Source organism: Natrialba sp. INN-245 (genome assembly GCF_009807105.1).
GTDB classification, from domain to species: Archaea; Halobacteriota; Halobacteria; order Halobacteriales; family Natrialbaceae; genus Natrarchaeobius; species Natrarchaeobius swarupiae.
Map to the genome: position 1 here is coordinate 20,974 of NZ_WUBV01000008.1, position 15,825 is coordinate 36,798.

The 15,825-nt window shown below is 63.7% G+C and carries 15 protein-coding genes; 5 read left to right on the top strand and 10 right to left on the bottom strand.

Features of this window, described 5'->3' with window-relative positions; genetic code table 11:
* Window positions 1-46 precede the first annotated feature (46 nt).
* Window positions 47-1,306, bottom strand: coding sequence for a peptide chain release factor aRF-1 (gene prf1, locus GRS80_RS02205; protein WP_160046135.1), 1,260 nt, complete (start codon window positions 1,304-1,306; stop codon window positions 47-49).
* 187 nt (window positions 1,307-1,493) lie between these two features.
* On the opposite strand from prf1, the gene GRS80_RS02210 reads away from it, so the two are divergent.
* Window positions 1,494-2,351 carry a MinD/ParA family protein gene (locus GRS80_RS02210; protein WP_160046136.1) on the top strand — a complete coding sequence of 286 codons (858 nt, stop codon included), beginning with the start codon at window positions 1,494-1,496 and terminating at the stop codon, window positions 2,349-2,351.
* A 490-nt stretch (window positions 2,352-2,841) separates the two neighbouring features.
* On the top strand, window positions 2,842-3,357 hold the full coding sequence (locus GRS80_RS02215) for a hypothetical protein (protein WP_160046137.1): 516 nt from the start codon (window positions 2,842-2,844) through the stop codon (window positions 3,355-3,357).
* Window positions 3,358-3,434: 77 nt separating this feature from the next.
* Here GRS80_RS02215 and argS read toward each other — a convergent pair whose 3' ends face one another.
* The 4 genes from argS to GRS80_RS02235 all read right to left on the bottom strand — a co-directional run bounded on the left by argS (window position 3,435) and on the right by GRS80_RS02235 (window position 8,410).
* Window positions 3,435-5,210 (bottom strand): arginine--tRNA ligase, encoded by a 1,776-nt coding sequence (gene argS / locus GRS80_RS02220; protein ID WP_160046138.1) that lies wholly within the window; start codon window positions 5,208-5,210, stop codon window positions 3,435-3,437.
* A 106-nt stretch (window positions 5,211-5,316) separates the two neighbouring features.
* Entirely contained in the window at window positions 5,317-6,162 is an 846-nt protein-coding gene (locus GRS80_RS02225) for an ArsR family transcriptional regulator (RefSeq protein ID WP_160046139.1), read from the bottom strand.
* A gap of 144 nt (window positions 6,163-6,306) precedes the next feature.
* Window positions 6,307-7,452, bottom strand: coding sequence for a threonine synthase (locus GRS80_RS02230; protein WP_160046140.1), 1,146 nt, complete (start codon window positions 7,450-7,452; stop codon window positions 6,307-6,309).
* A 1-nt stretch (window position 7,453) separates the two neighbouring features.
* Window positions 7,454-8,410 carry a succinylglutamate desuccinylase/aspartoacylase family protein gene (locus GRS80_RS02235; protein WP_160046141.1) on the bottom strand — a complete coding sequence of 319 codons (957 nt, stop codon included), beginning with the start codon at window positions 8,408-8,410 and terminating at the stop codon, window positions 7,454-7,456.
* Window positions 8,411-8,653: 243 nt separating this feature from the next.
* Between GRS80_RS02235 and dpsA the strand changes: the two genes are divergently transcribed.
* Window positions 8,654-9,199: a DNA starvation/stationary phase protection protein DpsA gene (gene dpsA / locus GRS80_RS02240; RefSeq protein WP_149080826.1), complete on the top strand. Its 546-nt coding sequence runs from the start codon at window positions 8,654-8,656 to the stop codon at window positions 9,197-9,199.
* 263 nt (window positions 9,200-9,462) lie between these two features.
* The gene (locus GRS80_RS02245) at window positions 9,463-10,893 is read left to right on the top strand and encodes an MFS transporter (protein ID WP_160046142.1); all 1,431 of its coding nucleotides are present in this window, start codon (window positions 9,463-9,465) and stop codon (window positions 10,891-10,893) included.
* A 45-nt stretch (window positions 10,894-10,938) separates the two neighbouring features.
* On the opposite strand, the gene GRS80_RS02250 is transcribed toward GRS80_RS02245, so the two are convergent.
* A complete protein-coding gene (locus tag GRS80_RS02250) occupies window positions 10,939-11,586 on the bottom strand; it encodes a riboflavin synthase (protein WP_160046143.1) in 648 nt (215 codons plus the stop codon).
* 139 nt (window positions 11,587-11,725) lie between these two features.
* Between GRS80_RS02250 and GRS80_RS02255 the strand changes: the two genes are divergently transcribed.
* A complete protein-coding gene (locus tag GRS80_RS02255) occupies window positions 11,726-11,968 on the top strand; it encodes a hypothetical protein (RefSeq protein WP_160046144.1) in 243 nt (80 codons plus the stop codon).
* Window positions 11,969-12,181: 213 nt separating this feature from the next.
* Here the strand turns inward: GRS80_RS02255 and GRS80_RS02260 are convergent, their stop codons facing one another.
* The 4 genes from GRS80_RS02260 to GRS80_RS02270 form a co-directional block, all read right to left on the bottom strand.
* Window positions 12,182-13,339: a M24 family metallopeptidase gene (locus GRS80_RS02260; RefSeq protein WP_200840304.1), complete on the bottom strand. Its 1,158-nt coding sequence runs from the start codon at window positions 13,337-13,339 to the stop codon at window positions 12,182-12,184.
* Complete coding sequence (locus GRS80_RS02265) at window positions 13,336-15,204, bottom strand: ATP-dependent helicase (protein WP_160046145.1); 1,869 nt, start codon at window positions 15,202-15,204, stop codon at window positions 13,336-13,338. Before GRS80_RS02265 ends, GRS80_RS02260 begins: the two co-directional genes overlap by 4 nt.
* A gap of 73 nt (window positions 15,205-15,277) precedes the next feature.
* The gene (locus tag GRS80_RS20265) at window positions 15,278-15,436 is read right to left on the bottom strand and encodes a hypothetical protein (RefSeq protein WP_200840305.1); all 159 of its coding nucleotides are present in this window, start codon (window positions 15,434-15,436) and stop codon (window positions 15,278-15,280) included.
* A 99-nt stretch (window positions 15,437-15,535) separates the two neighbouring features.
* Window positions 15,536-15,718 (bottom strand): HVO_0416 family zinc finger protein, encoded by a 183-nt coding sequence (locus GRS80_RS02270; RefSeq protein ID WP_149080789.1) that lies wholly within the window; start codon window positions 15,716-15,718, stop codon window positions 15,536-15,538.
* Between the last annotated feature and the right edge of the window lie 107 nt (window positions 15,719-15,825).

The following is a 15,825-nucleotide window of genomic DNA, read 5'->3' on the forward strand; positions in this document are numbered from 1 at the left end:
CGACCTGTGGGCGAGCCCACTCTCGGGAATCGAACGAGCAGTGCACTTAGACGCCCGTGCTGTAGCGCAGAATGCCGGCGAAACCGCCGAACGCGCTGTAGAGCTGTTCGCCCTTCTCGAAGTCGGTGGAGATAAACTTCGTCTCCGTCCCTCGTTGTTCGGCGATTTCGATGAGGTGGTCGATGGCGTCCTCGCGGTCCTCCTCGGTCGCGGTGACGTCGGCGTCACAGTCGGTGCAGGTGTGTTCCGGCGTCGACTTGCGCCGGTCGACGACCTCGCGATCCGTGTTGCCGCACTCGCCGCAGTCGTAGGTGATGACGTCTTTGCGAAGATCCTCGCTGATCAGCAGACGGTCGACCGCGCCCATCACCAGGTTTCGACGAGTCTGCTCGAACCCGTAGGTTGCGCGGTCGCCCGCGTTGAGTTCCTCGAAGAACTCCTCCATCTGCTGTTTGTCCTTCATCACCTCGGCGTCGGCCAGCGCGTCCTCCGCGTTGTCGACGAGGTCTTTTAGCCCGGACTCGTCGGTGTAGGCGACGTCGAACTTGCCGATCACGTTGTCCTGAATCTCGTGGTGGAGGTAGTCGCCATCCAGGAACTCGTCTTTGGTCGGCGAGGGACCGCCGACGAGAATGCCGTCGAGTTCGTGGCGTCGCGGGACGAACAGGTCGTTTGCCATCCCCGCGACCTCCTGGTAGAAGTTGTCGATCGCCTCGAGACGCAGCCGGGCGAAACGCTGGGCGGACTGGCCACCCTTTCGCTGTTTACCGGGGACGAGCGAGGAGGCGGATTTGACGGCCTCGATGCGTTTTCCTTTCAGCCACCCGACGTTCGCCTCGCGCCGGTCGAGGACGACCAGACCGTACAGCCCCTTGTCGGCGAGCATCTCCTCGAGGGGTTCGGTGAGGAAATCGGAGTCACAGTGATAGCGAAAAGACTCGATGGGTTGGGGCGGGCTCTCTAAGACGTTCGTGACCATCTCGGTTCGGCCGCCGCCCGAATCGACGGCACCCGAGAACAGGACGATTCCGTTCTCCGGAGGATACGTATCGTAGTACCGGAGTCGGTCTTTGATGCTCGTCAGCGCGTCCTGGACGGCTGTCCGGGTCTGTTTGGACTTGATGTTGGCCGCTTCGCTGTGTTCCTGGGTGACGTGGGTGACGACGTCGCTAATCTGTCGATCGTCGGGAACGTAGATCGTCACGAGCTGCGTGCCAGAACCGTCGTAGTTCTTGAGGTCCTCGATGACCTTCCGAAATTCGTATTTCTTCCGGTCTGATTGCTCCTGCTCGCCCTCCTGGCTCATTGGCCGTACAAAACGGTGCTGTGGGTAAGTATTCTTTGACACGCTGTCGTGGTACGGCGGCACTGGGCCGGAAAACGGATCGCCGAGGGAATCCGTGACTGGCAGAGAATCGGACGAAAGGAGAGAGCCTCGCGACGAGGTGACGATTTAAGGGCTAGCCGTTCCACTGTCCGGATAGTATCCGAGAATGTCACACGAGACTGTCTATGCTATCGCGAGCGGGAAAGGCGGTGTCGGGAAGACGACGACGACGGTTAACCTCGGAACGGTTCTCGCACAGGCGGGCGAGCGCGTCGCGATCGTCGATACCGATCTGGGAATGGCGAACCTCGCGGGGTTCGTCAGCCTGACCCCGGACGCGACGACGCTCCACGACGTGCTGGCCGGGGACGCATCGATCGACGACGCGACCTACCGGTTAGCTGATAACATCGTCGCCGTTCCGAGCGGTACCGATCTAGACGAGTACGCGAAAACCTCCCCCGAAGGGCTGCGCACCGTCGTCGAAGAGCTTCGATCGACCTACGACTTCGTCTTTCTCGACGTCGGTGCGGGCGTCAGCCACGAGACCGTCCTTCCGCTCGGTCTCGCGGATTCGGTCGTCGTCGTCTCGACGCCCGAACCGGCGGCCGTACAGGACTCACAGAAAACCGTCGAGTTGACCGCCCGCGCCGGCGGCGAGATCGCCGGGCTGGTCGTCACCCGAACCCATCCGAACAGCGACATCAGCTACGACGAGATCGCGGGCCAACTCGAGATTCCGTTGCTCGGGACGATACCCGAAGATCCCACCTCACGCGAGAGCGTCTGTGCGGGAACGCCACTCGTCGTCTACGATCCACAGAGTTCCGCATCCGGGGCCTACCGCCGACTGGCGAGCGATCTCTCCGGTATCGACATCCAGACGCCGTCCGACGATGACTCCGGAGCCGACGACGACGAGGAGTCGGCGTCCGAACCCGAACCACAGGCGACGGCAGACGAGCGAGAGGCCGGTCACGACGACGTCTCGAGTGCGATCACCGAAGCAGAATCCAACAACTGAGACGGATTGCTGTTCCTGTGTCCCGCCGCACCCGGAGAACGGGTCTCGGGTGCGGCGATACTGACGGACAGCAGACCGTATGAGAAGGGGCGCACCTCGTCCGCAGCGTCTGGTGGGTCGACCGGTCGTGACCGGCAGCTGATCGGAGGCCACGCGAACGTCGGCCGAGCGGTCCCCTCGACTCCGGCCACAACGGAGGTGCTCCGCCACTACCGCTCGGTAGGAGATGCCTGGAGCACCCCTTTCACACCCCGAGGCGGCAACTTCTATCGAAGTCGAAGACTACCCGAGCCACGAGATGGTCGTTCATTCCGGAACGTATTCGAATCTAACCGGGCGTGACGCTGTTTTTCGTCCAGGACGTTGATATTCTCCGTTATAGCGTTCCCTCCCACAGATAGTTATGGAAATAAAATGTAGTGAACGGACGATTCTGGGTGGCCAGGGTACGAGCTAATTACTAATCCGGACGTCTCTCGACCGCTCGAGCATGGAGCGACGAAAGATCCTCCTCGGCAGTGGAGCCGTCCTCGCAACCGTGCTCGCGGGCTGTTCCAGTAGCGAAACGGACGAAGAGACCGGCGACGACAGCTCGTTCGGCGACGACGACGACGGATACGACGACGACGGATACGAGGGAGATGACGACGACGGTGACGATGGCGAAGTGCCCGGATTCGACGGCGACGTCGAGACGGACAGCGACAAAGTGGCCGTCACCGACGTCACCCACGACAGCGGTACCGTCAGCGTCGACGTCGAAACCGACACCACCGACACGGACGAGTTGTACAAAGAACTCGAGGTCGTCGGACACGACCTCGCGTACGCGGTCACCGATCCGGACCGGTTCAAGCGGGACGTCGAGATCATCGAACTGTACATCGAACACGACGGCGCACACGTCCTCGGCCTGATCGTCGACGTGCAGTGGCTGCTCGACTACCTCGAAGACGAGATCTCCCGCAAAGAGCTCAAAGACAAGATCGTCGATTCCAAACGCTGAGAGTCGTCGACCAGTTCCGAACGAACGGCGGCTCGCTGTTTCTTTCCGGGAGACCACGGCGAGTGCCGATCATGACGCTACATCGAACGCGGTGCAGCCACGCCGAGGATCGACAGCGCGTTCGCGACGGTGTGTTTCGAGGTGGCGACGAGCGCGAGTCGCGCCTCGCGGCGGTCGGGGTCGACGTCGTCGGCCAACACCGGACACTCGCGGTAGAACGCGTTGAACCGATCGGCGAACTCCCGTGTGTAGGTCGCGATCTGGTGGGGCTCTAGGTCGTCGGCGGCCTCGTCGACGACCGCCGGCAGTCGCGCGATCGTCTCGAGGAGGGCTCGCTCCGCCGGCGTCTCGAGTAAGTCCGCGTCGACGTCAGCCTCGGGGAACTCGCCCGCTTCGACGTCGAAGCCGGCTTCCTCCAAGATGCCACAGCAGCGGGCGTGGACGTACTGGACGTACGGTGCGGACTGGGCCTCGAAGTCGAGTGCACGCTCCCACTCGAACGTGATCGCCTTCGTCGGCTGTTTGGAGACAATGTCGTAGCGAACGGCACCGATCCCGACCTGGTGGGCGATGCGTTCGATATCGTCTTCGTCCAGGTCGTCGTCGCGGATGCGATCGTCCAGTCTGGTCTCGACCTCCTCTCGCGCGCGGTCGATCGCCTCGTCGAGCAGATCGTCTACGTCGACGCCGGTTCCACGGCGGGTCGACATCTTCCCCTCCGGGAGGTTGACGTAGGAGTAAAGCACCTGCTCGAGCTGGTCGGTGTCGTTGCCCAGTAACTCGAGGGTCGCGTTGATCTGTCGGGCCTGAAGTTTGTGGTCTTCGCCGAGGACGGTCACCGCCTGGTCGTAGTTGTCGAACTTCCACTCGTGGTGGGCCAGATCGCGAGTGGGATACAGCGAGGTGCCGTCCGAACGCAGGAAGACGAGGTTCTTCTCGATGCCGAACGACTCGAGGTCGAGTTGCCAGGCTTCCTCCTCGTAGACCGCGTCGTCGAGGTCCTCGAGTCTGGAGACGACGTCGTCGGTTGAGCCGTCGCGCATAAAGCGCGTCTCCTTGACGAACTCGTCGAACTCCGCGGGGAGTCGGCCGAGACACGTCTTCATCCCCGAGAGCACCTGATCGACGACTTCGCTGACCCGCTCGTAGGTCTCCTCGTCGCCGGCCTCGAGTCCCTGCATGATCGAGTCGATCTCGGCTTCGGCCGCTTCGACCTCGGCCTCGGAGGCGTTCTCGAGGAAGCGGTTCCCCTTCCGGTAGTACCGGACGAGGTCGTACTCGATGCGGTCGCGTTCGGGGTCGCTCTCGAGGTCGGCCTCGTCGAACGTCTCGTAGGCCCAGGTGAAGACGGCCATCTGGCGGCCGGCGTCGTTGACGTAGTAGTGGCGGGAAACGTCGTAGCCGGCGAAATCCAGCAGGTTCGCGACCGCGTCGCCGATGATCGGGTTGCGCGCTCGGCCGACGTGGACCGGGCCTGTCGGGTTCGCACTCGTGTGTTCGACGACGAGTGACGTGTCGCGGTCCGCGAGCGAGCCGTACGTCTCCTCGGTGCCGGCCGCAAGCGTCTCCGCGAAGTAGGCGTCGCTCGGCAGGAAGTTGAGATACGGACCCTGCGTACGAATCTCGGAGACGTAGGTCAGTTCGTCGACGTCGATCGCATCGGCGACCTGGCCTGCGACCCGTGGCGGCGGCGCGCCCGCCTCGCTTGCGAGTCGAAACGCCACGCTCGAGGCGAGGACGCTCTCGACGTCCTCGGGCGGCTCTTCGATCCCGAGATCGTCCGTGGGGTACTCGAGTTCGGCGAGCGCCCCCTCGAGGGCCTCCTCGACCTCAGTTCGTAGGGAGAGGAACATACCCGCCCGTATTCAGGGCGGGAGTAAAGGAATGTCGGGTTTCGTCGCCGGTGGCTGTCCTCACGAATCCTCTCGAGGACGAGGCTATCCAGCCACCAGTCCGCCGTCACGATTCGAACGGGAGTTCGTCGAGAAACTGATCGCTCTGGTAATCGAGGTGGTCGAGTCGCGGGCCGAGCAGTTCGCGGACGAGGGTCACGAGCGGATTCGCCCGCCCGTCGCCGACCATTCCGATTTCGGTTTTCCTCCCGTCGTCGTCCTCCTCCCAGAGGCCGACGACGACGGTCTCTCGATCCACGAAAACGAGTCGACTGATCGTGGGCGGTTGGGTCGGATCGTGGAGCCAGTCGAGTTGAGGCACCCAGACCGTCGCCTCCGGAAGCTGTCGGTCGAAAAACTGCCGACCGGATCGATCTTTCACACCGGCATAAAAGTCGACGTCGCGATCGATCGCCCGCTCGGCGTGGGGAAGACACTCCTCGTCGAGTAACTCCCCGGACGTGTAGATCAGAAACAGCTCCTCGTCCGCTCTCTCCGCGAGTTCGCGAGCGTACTCGTAGACCTCGTCTCGTCCCTCGAGAACGCCGATTTTCCGCTCGTCTCCGGTACCCGTCTCGAATCGTGAGAGTAACTCGCCGATCAGTTCGATCTCCTCCCACTGGGCGGAAACCGGCGCGAGCATCCCCCGGGAGACGACGGCCGTCTCGGGATCGTACTTGACCAGCCCCGCTTCGTCGAGTTTCGGCAGGCGGGCGTGATAGAGTGAGATTCGAGCGCGCTCGAGGCGCTCGTCGTACTCGAGTGCGTCGAAAACGAACGCCTCTCGGGAGACGAGTTCCGCGGCCAGTTCGTCGATCGAAAGCGGGGCGTCGGCATCCTCCAGAGCCTCGAGAACCGCGCGGTTCGTCCCGTCCGTGATCAATCGCACCATTCGGTCGTCGAGCGAGCACATATCCCGTCCCACGTATCCAACACAATTAAAGATTATACTCAATTACTACCTCGGGGAGCTAAATCATCATCTCTACTGGTCGGTACTGAAGAAATTGCCACAACTGACAGAGATCATCGTCAACGGCCGGAATGTCGACGCCGATCACAGCGTCTTCAGTCCACTCCCGGTCAGCGGAACGACGACGTCCTCGTCGCCGTCGAGGGTTCCCATCTCGCGGTACTCCTCGAGGGCCGCCGGCGCGACCGCACACGTCGGCTCGACGTAGAATCCGTCGCGGTGGAGTCGGTCGAGCGCGCTCTCGATGGGGTCGTCGCCGAGCGCGATGACGTCGCCGCCGGTTGACTCGACCGCTTCGAGGAGTTCCTCCCGGCGAGCGGGTGCTGCGACCTGAATTCCATCCGCAATGTCGGCGTCGGCTCCGTCCTCGTCGACGGCCTGGCGACCGAGTGCCTCGACGATCGGTGCGTGACCTGCGGCCTGAGCGCCGAGCAATCGCGGTATCTCGTCGACGATACCGGCTTCCTCGAGCAGCGAGAAGCCTCGATACGCGCCCAAAAACAGCGTTCCGTGACCGATCGGGAGGACGAGCGCGTCGGGAACGGTCCAGTCGCGCTGGGCCGCGACCTCGAAGGCGAACGTCATCGTCCCGGCGTAGAAGGCAGGGTTCCAAGCGTGGCTCGCGTACCAGCCCGTTCCCGTCTGGAACGGTGCCCCGTCGTCCTCCGTATCGCCGCGGTCGCCTTCAACGGCCTCGAGACAGGCGTCGGTGACGTCGCTCCGACCCCCGTCGATCCGGACCGGGCGGGCGTCCGCGCGCTGGATCGCCATCAGCTTCGACTGTTTGACGTCCGCGGGGACGTAGATGTCGGCCTCGATCCGCGCCCGTGCGGCGTAGGTGGCGATCGACGCGCCGGCGTTGCCCGAGGAGTCCTCGAGTACCTTCTCGACGCCGAGTTCGACCGCCCGGGAGAGCGTCGTCGTCGCGCCGCGGTCTTTGAACGAGCCGGTCGGGAAGACGTACTCGAGTTTGAACGAGGCGTCCCAGTCGGGAGCGTCGACCAGCGGGGTGAATCCCTCGTAGAAGGTGACGTGTTGTTCGATCGGGAGGAACTCGAAGAACGTCCACAGCCCCTCGCTCGTGTCGAGTCTCGACAGCGGGAGCGGATCGCCGCTGGGGTACGGCCGATCGACGAACTCGAGGGGACTCCCGCACGCACAGCGCCAGGGCTCGTCGGAACCGGCCTCGTAGGTCGCCCCGCAGGCGGGACAGGTGAGATCGGACGGCATCTCAGTAGGAGTCGACGTCGGTGCCAACCGAGCAGACGTACTCGCCGCTTGCGACCTGCGGGAGTCTGCGCGTCCGCCACAGGATCCCGTCGGTATCGGCGGTGACGCTGTCTTTCGGTTCGCCAAATGGGGTCGTCAACTCGAACAGCACCTCGTCGCGGCTGACTCGATCGCCGAGATCCTTCGTCAACCGGACGAGTCCGCCACCGGGTGCGCCGTACTGTTCGAAGCTGTTGGCCCGCGTCTGGCGGGTCAACTCGAAGGTGCCATCGAGAAAACCGTAGTGCGTGAGGACGTTGAACACGCCGTCGACGCCCTTGCGGATGCTCTCTTCGTCCCAGCCGACACAGCCACCGAGTTCGGGATCGACCGTCGGCACGCCTTCGTCCGGGGCCGCACGTGCAAGCTGTCCGTCGGGGCCTTTCTGGTCGAGGACGTAGCCGCAGTCGAAGGCCTTCGCGAGTTCGAGACAGTCCTCGTAGAGGCGGTGTCGTTTCCCGCATCTGACCCGAACCTCGTCGATCATCCGGCTGGTCGAGCCCTGGTGGAGATCGAGGATCAGGTCCGCACGAGTCCCGACGTCGAACGTCGCCGCGGCGATCCGTTCGCTCGAGGTGCCGTTCTCGTTGCCGGGGTAGGCACGGTTCATCTTCGTATCGTCGATCGGATTTCGGTGTTCGGCGACCTGGAACGCGTGATAATTGACGATCCCGACGATCAGGATCGTCCCGGAGAGTTCGGCGGGATCGAGCCGGGGAACGACCCGACTGATGACGCCGACGCCGTTTAATTCGTCGCCGTCGCTCGCCGCCTGCATGTACAGCGTCTTTCCGGGCTCGGCGCCGTTGATCACGGCGACGGGCAGACCGAACGAGCTTCCGTCCCTGGTCTCGCCGACCTCGAGACGGCCCGTATCGATCTCACCGGGTTCCGCGCTCGCCGTTCCGAGCGTCGTCATGTCACCCACGACGGACCGGCCGGTCTTTATACTGTCCTTTGTCGTCGCAGACGTTTACCGATCGAACCCGCAGTACTGGATGCGACAAGAAACATAATATATAATACATAATGGGGGGAGACACATTGTTGTACCTGTTCTGATCCGTCCGATTCGTTCCAACGCCCGTCCGAGTTTCAGGTGATACGAAATATTGGTATTTTGATGGGTTTTAAGACGATGGACGTCCAAGCGGAGACCGTGATGAACACGCAGAAAACAGTCAGACAGGAAGCGGGGACGGTCGAAGAGAACGCACTCAGACTCGAGCCCGGAAAGGCCGAACAGATTGTCGACGCGCTGAACACGGACCTCGCGGACGCGTACGTCCTCTACCACCAGCTTCACAAACACCACTGGAACGTCGAGGGTGCGGAGTTCCTCGAGCTCCACGTCTTTCTCCAGGAGGTCTACGAGGACGTCGAGGACGCCGCGGACGACCTCGCCGAACGGCTCCAGGCGCTGGGCGGTGTCCCACACGCGAGCATGACGACGCTCGCCGAGAACGCGACCGTCGAACCCGAGGACGAGGACGTCTACGACGTTCGAACCTCGCTCTCGAACGACCTCGAGATGATGGGCAACATCATCGAGAGCTACCGCGAGCACATCGAACTCGCCGACAACCTCGGTGACTACGCGACCAGCGAGATGCTCCGCGAACAGCTCGAGACGATCGAAGAACACGCCCACCACATCGAACACTACCTCGAGGACGACACCCTCGTCCTCGACGAGGCGACGCACTGATACGGTTTACTGTAGATCATTTCCGGTGAGACCGCGACCCGGACCGCGGTCTCACCGGTAAATCGCTACAGCAATCCGTATGAGAGGACTGCTGTCCCTGTGTACCGCCACACCCGAAGCGAAGGTCCTGGACGCGGCGGTACTGACGCACAGGAGACCGTCTGAATCAGTCCGGCTCGTTCGACGCTGAAACCACCTCGTTCGACGAAATGTCGAACGTATCGAACGCGAAGAATAATGCCCCCGAGCGGTCAGCTACCCGCATGAGCATCGAGGAGGACGCCCCGGAGGAGGAGCCTGATCCGTTCGACGCCTACCGACAGTTCTTCGCGCTCGAGCGCGACGTCATCGTGCTCTCGTTGGCGATGTTCGCGTTCAGCCTTGGCTTTCAGATGACCAACCGATACATTCCGGAGTACATGGTGGCGCTGGGTGCGGGCGCGTTCGTCATCGGGCTGTTCGGAACGTTCGGGAACATCATCGCTGCCGTCTACCCCTATCCCGGCGGAGCGATCTCGGATCGCATCGGCTCGCGGTACGCCCTGACCGTCTTCGGGCTCTGTTCGACCCTCGGGTTCGGCGTCTGGCTCGCCGCTCCGCTCGTTTCCGACGTCACGATCGGCCCCGTCTCGCTCGCGATCGTTCTGATCTTCGTCGGCCTGATCTTCTCGCAGGCCTGGAAATCGTTCGGCCTCGGCGCGACCTACGCGATCGTCAAACAGGCGGTCCCGCCCTCGAGACTCGCCGCGGGCTTTGCCAGCACCGAAAGTTTTCGACGGCTGGCGTTCCTGATCGGCCCGCTGATCGCCGCCGCCTTCTTCCTCCCGATCGACGTCCCGGCGGAGGCGGCCGACGTCGGGGTGAGCGACGCGGTCGCCGCCGAGATAATCACCGCGTTCCAGTGGATCCTCGGCGTCGCCATCGTCTTCGGCGTGGTCGGCACCGTCGCCCAGCACGTCCTCTACGACTCGAGTGGCGATAGCTTCGGCAAGCAGTTCGAGGGGATCGCCCGGATTCGTCGAGATCTGCGGGAGATGCCCGAGGAACTGCGTCCGTTGTTGGTCGCGGACACCCTGGTGCGCTTTGCCAACGGCATGGTCTACATCTTCTTCGTCCTCGTCGTCACCCAGTTTCTCGGCGTCGGCCTCGAGTTGCCGTTCTCGATTCCGGTCGCGGGCGACTCGCTGTCGCCACAGGCGTACTTCGGACTCTTGCTCGGCCTCGAGATGCTCGTCGCCTTGCTGGTGATGGTGCCGTCGGCGAACGTCGCCGAGCGCGTCGGACTCAAACCCGTCGTCGCGCTGGGTTTCGCGGTGTACGCGATCTTTCCGATCCTGCTGATCACCGCGCCGGCGAGCGCCCTCGCCCTCGCCGTGCTCTTTGCGTTCTCCGGGCTTCGGTTCGCCGGCTTGCCCGCCCACAAGGCGCTGATCGTCGGGCCAGCCGAGATGGGTGCCGGGGGCCGAGTGACCGGTTCGTACTACCTCGTGCGAAACCTGATCGTCATCCCAAGCGCCGCGATCGGCGGGCTCATCTGGGCGGGCTTTTCGAACCCGCTGACCGGTGACGTGATCCTCGAGGGGTCGCCCGTGCTCGCCTTCTCCATCGCGACGGTGATCGGGCTGGTCGGCACCGCCTACTTCCTGCTGTTCGGCGAGGAGTTCGAGGCGTATGCGAAGCAAAACGGCACGTAGACGATAACCGCTTTTCCGAACTCGAGTCGGCCTCGAGCGTCTCGGTTACTCGAGGTGGCCCTCGAGCAGCCGTTCGACGTACTTCGCGAGCACGTCGACCTCGAGGTGGATGGGATCGCCGGGTTCTTTCGCAGAGAGCGTCGTCAGCTCGTACGTGGTGGGGATTATCGCGACGGTGACGCGTCCAGCTGCGGCGGTTTCACCGCCTTCGGTTCGCGGCGTCGAAGACGCCCCGCTCTCGAGGGCCGCGACGGTGAGACTGATGCCATCGAGGGTGATCGACCCCTTCTCGACGACGTAGCGCTCGTATCCCTCGGGGAGTTCGAACTCGAAGAACCAATCCTCACCCACGGACTCGACGTCCGAGACGGTCGCCACCGCGTCGACGTGACCCTGGACGACGTGCCCGTCGAAGCGCCCCTCGGCCGGCATCGCCCGCTCGAGGTTGACCGCCTCGCCCGCCTCGAGTTCGCCGAGGTAGGTCCGGTCGACCGTCTCGCTCGCGAGGAAGACCTCGAACCACTCCCCCTCCTCGGAACGTTCGACGGTGAGGCAGGCACCGCTGACGCTGATGCTCTGTCCGTCCTCGAGACCCATCGCGACGTCGTCGGCACCGATCCGCAGTCGAAGGCCGTCCTCGGTCCGCGTCCGGTCGAGGATTTCGCCCGTCTCCTCGACGATTCCCGTGAACATACGCGGTGGTCACAGCCGAGGAATAAAGACGTTCCGAAAAAGGCACGCATCACGTTTTCGTTATGCAACTCGCGCGTGGCTCACGGCTGATGGCGGGGAGCCGCCGCGCTTTTGCACCCGCCCGCGCTATCGAACTCCGATGGCAGGTATCCTCGATACGATCAAACTGGCCGGCTCGCTCGTCCTCGCGATCCCCGCCGCCCTCGCCGGCCTCGAGTTTCTGCTGGTTCGCGGCGAGACGCTCACCGGCTCGGTCCTGGTCGGGCTCGCGGTCGCACTCGTCGTCGCCCAGCAACGGCTTTCGTCACCGACCGACGTGAAAGGCGCCGTTGCAAAGCGGATCACGAGCGCGGTAACGACCGACTCTGACGACGAGGAGTGAGCGAGTCGTCGGTGCAGCCCGAGTGGCGGCCGACGCGATCGGTCGAGTAACGACCGACTGACCGGCCCGCCAGACCGCTGGAACGACCGCCGTCCTTTTTGTCCGTGGCTCCTGTCGAGAATCGGCTCAAGCGGTGTATCCTGTTCGACGGGAACCACGAGCGGGTGACCATTGCACTGCTCGCGGCCGTCTTCGGCGTGTTGCTCGTGACGATCACTCGAGGACGTTTCTCGGCTCGAGCGACCGCGACGGCGCGGCGAGGTAGTCCACTCCGTTTTCGGTCTTCGCGAGCAGGTCCGCCACCCGAACCCACGCCCCATCGGCCAGTTGGGCGGCCGCATCGAGTCGAACGACGCTCCCGACGTCGACCGTCTCCTCGCCGGCCGACGGTCGTTCGCGGGGCTCGAGTCCGACGCCCGACACCCGCGTCTCGATCGCGCCGTCCTCGCCGAACGCGCGGATCTCGGCCTCGAGGTCGGCCTCGACGGCGGTCACCGACGCCGAATCGGCCGTCAGCATCGCTCGGCTCGAGCGAAGCGCTTGCGTGACGGCGACGTGAGCGCGGCGTTCCCGCCCACCCTCGCCGGCGACGACGAACGTTCGGACGACTCCGCCGTGATAGCCTGTCGGGCCACGAGGGGCAACCGACACCACGATCGGTTCGCCGGGTCGGACCGTCGTCGGTTCGTCGGATCGGGCTGCCGTCGGCTCGTTGGATCGACGATCCGTGGTGTCGGTCGCTCCGGCGTCGACACTCGTGTTGCCCGCCGGAAACACACCGGCGGCGACGATCGCTTCGTCGATCTCGCGACGAAGTCGATCGACCGTCGTCGCCGTTCCGTCGACGAGGAGTCGCCCATCCTCGACGACGGCGTCCGCGAGGATCGCCGCCGCCCGTCGAATCCCGTCGCCTGCGGCCCGCTGGGCGCTCGCGATCCGCTCGCGTTCGGATGGCGTCTTCGTCGCTCGAGCGCCTGCGACCACGTCCGTCGAGGCGAGCGCGAAGCCCCGGTTCTCGAGAAATAGCGCGGCGTCGTGCGGGATCCGTGCGGGGGTCAGGATCGTTCCGTCCGCGAATCGATCCGCGAGGGTCTCGGCGAGTCGTTTCGCCGGGTGAGACGACGAGGTGGCCGACTCGCGGTCCCACCGCTCGCCGTCGAAGGCGATCGCCGTCTGTCGGGTCTCGGCGGTGCTTCCGTCGTCTTCGAATCCCGAGTCGGCGATCCGACAGTACGCGAGGTCGGGATCACATACGGGGCCGACGTGGACGAACGCCGTTGCTTCCCGGGAGTCGAGTTCGGACAGTAACGTCCCACCGAGGGCATCGGGAGTGAGTCGTCGACTCCCGGCACGGTCGGCTCCGTCGATCACGTCGCTTCGGCTTCGATCTCGTCGGCCGTCGTCGACTCCGGCTCCTGGGCCCGCTCGATCAGCTCCTCGAGGGGCGTCTCGGTGAGGCGGTTGTGCAAGAGGACGTCGATCGGGAGCGTTGGCGCGCCGTCGACTAAGTTCTCGAGGAGGACGAGTCGTTCGCGGGCTCGAGACATGCCGACGTAGAAGACACGACGTTCGTTGTCGGTGAGGACGGGAACGGGCGAGGTGGTCTTGGTGAACTCCTCGCAGCCGGGGACGTCCTCGGGATCGTCGACCGTTGCGACCATCTGTTCGACGACCTTCTCGGTGAGGTCGGTGCCGACGATAACGTGGTCGGCCTCGCGCCCCTTCGCGGAGTGGATGGTGCCGACGCGGATTCGGTCGGTATCCATCCCCTGATACTCGCCGATCGCGAAGTACGAACGGATGCTCTTCTTCTGGAAGTTAGTAACCTTCCGGACCATGTCGGCCGCCGAAGCCGGGCCGGGCATAAACGGCGCGTGATCTTCGATGACCTCGCCGGGAATCAGCAGTTCCTGGAGGTCGTCGATCCCGGTGTCTTCCTGGCGTTCGTCGATCTCGTCGAAGAGGTCGTCGCGCTCGTTGCTCCCGAACGCCGACTCCTGGAGCATATCGGCAAGTCGACGAGCCTGGAGTCCGGTGACGTCCTCGCCGGCATCGATCGCTTCCACCGCCCGGACGTACTGGGTGAGCCGGTCGGTCCACAGCCGCTGGTCGGTCAGCGACGTAAACGGCATCCCCTCGGTGATGAACTCGTCGATGAACTGGAACATCTGGTACCGGGCACGGAACAACACCATGATGGTGCTGTCGCCGTCGACCAGCGTCCGCCGAACCATCCGAACGACGTCGAGCATCGATGCGTTCCGGCGGGCCTCGACTGCGCCGCCTTCCTTGCGTGGATTGAGGTCCTTGTCCTGGCGCTGGTCGATGTGTCGGATCTCCTGGTTGACCGCGTTCAGGACGTTCGACGGCAATCGGTAGGAGTTCGGTAGGATGACGTCGTCGTCGACCTCCTCCTCGAGCAAGAGCGCAGGATCGGCACCCTGCCAGGAGTAGACGACCTGGTCGTCGTCGCCGGCGATCAGAACCTGTTCGACGTGGGGTTTCCACTCCTCGTAGACGTCGTACTGGAGGGTAGTGATGTCCTGGAACTCGTCGATCACGAGGTACTCGACGTTCGGAACGAGCGAACGCTGTTTGACTCGCTCTAACATATCGGCGAAGCCGATCTTGCCCTGTTCGCCCTTGTAGGTGCGCCAGGCACGGATCGCTTCGGGGACGTCGGTCCGGTCGTCGGCGGCGGGCCAGGTCGGCGTGTACTTGTTGCCCTCCTGGGCGTTGGGGTCGATCTCGGGTGGGAGGCGGACCTCCTCGACGTCCCACTGGAACGGAACGTCGTACCAATCGGAGACTTCCCGGCGGGTCCGCTGGAGCCACTGGCTCGTCGCGATGATCTTGTTCCCGATCGTCGTCGACCGGGCGGTTCGGCGGCCGGCGCCGCTGTACTCGTCTTCGAACTCGAGGCCGTACTCCTCGCAGAAGTCCTCTTTCTCGGATTCACCGATGACGTCGCTTCGCGAGAGATCGAGCAGATCGTACGCCTTCGCGTGCATCGTACAGACGTTGCCCTGCAACGCTCGCGGGCTCTCGTCGAGTCGCTCGGCCAGTCGCTCACGAACTTCCTGTGCCGCGGCTCGCGTGTACGAAACGACGAGGATGTCCCGGAACGTGACATCGTCCTGCTCTAAGATCTCTTCGACGTGGTCGAGAAGCGCGGTCGTCTTCCCGCTTCCCGGACCACCGAACAGCCGGGTCACCTTCGTCTCCGTAGTAGCCATTGTAGCTGTTCAAGGGCGCGATACCTATAAGTGACGTGGGTTTTCGTTGATACCGATTGCCGGCGAACAATAGTTACGGATTCCGCGGTGAGCGGGCGGATCGGACGTCGGCGCCGTCACGGATCTTGTCCTCGCACTCCGGACAGACGCGGGGGTCGTCGACGTTGCGGGGGGTAAACACGCGGGCGTAAGCGTCCGTCACGAACGCGCCGCAGTTCTGGCATTTCGGCATTGTCCTTCTTCGTTGGGATAGTGATGAGTGCTCTATAATAATTGTACCGAACAGTAGCGATGAAAAACACGTCAGAAGACGAACCGACGACCGTCTGAGTTACCGTGTCGGCTCCCACCCACAGACGGTACACGTGGTCGCGGAGGTATCGTGGAGTCCGCCACACTCCGGACACTGTTTCTTGTTATACTCCTGGTCCCACCCTACTCGTTCGACAGCGTGACCGCGGTCGGTAAGGTACTGGTCAAACACGTCGCCGGCACCGTTGGGTGAGGATGCCATAGTCATGGTATCGCACACCACAGTATTAAATCGTTGGGTCGACCGAAACGCTGCCGGAATCGTGTGAGAAGGTGACATGGGTCAGGGGCCAGGAGTTCCCCGTCGTC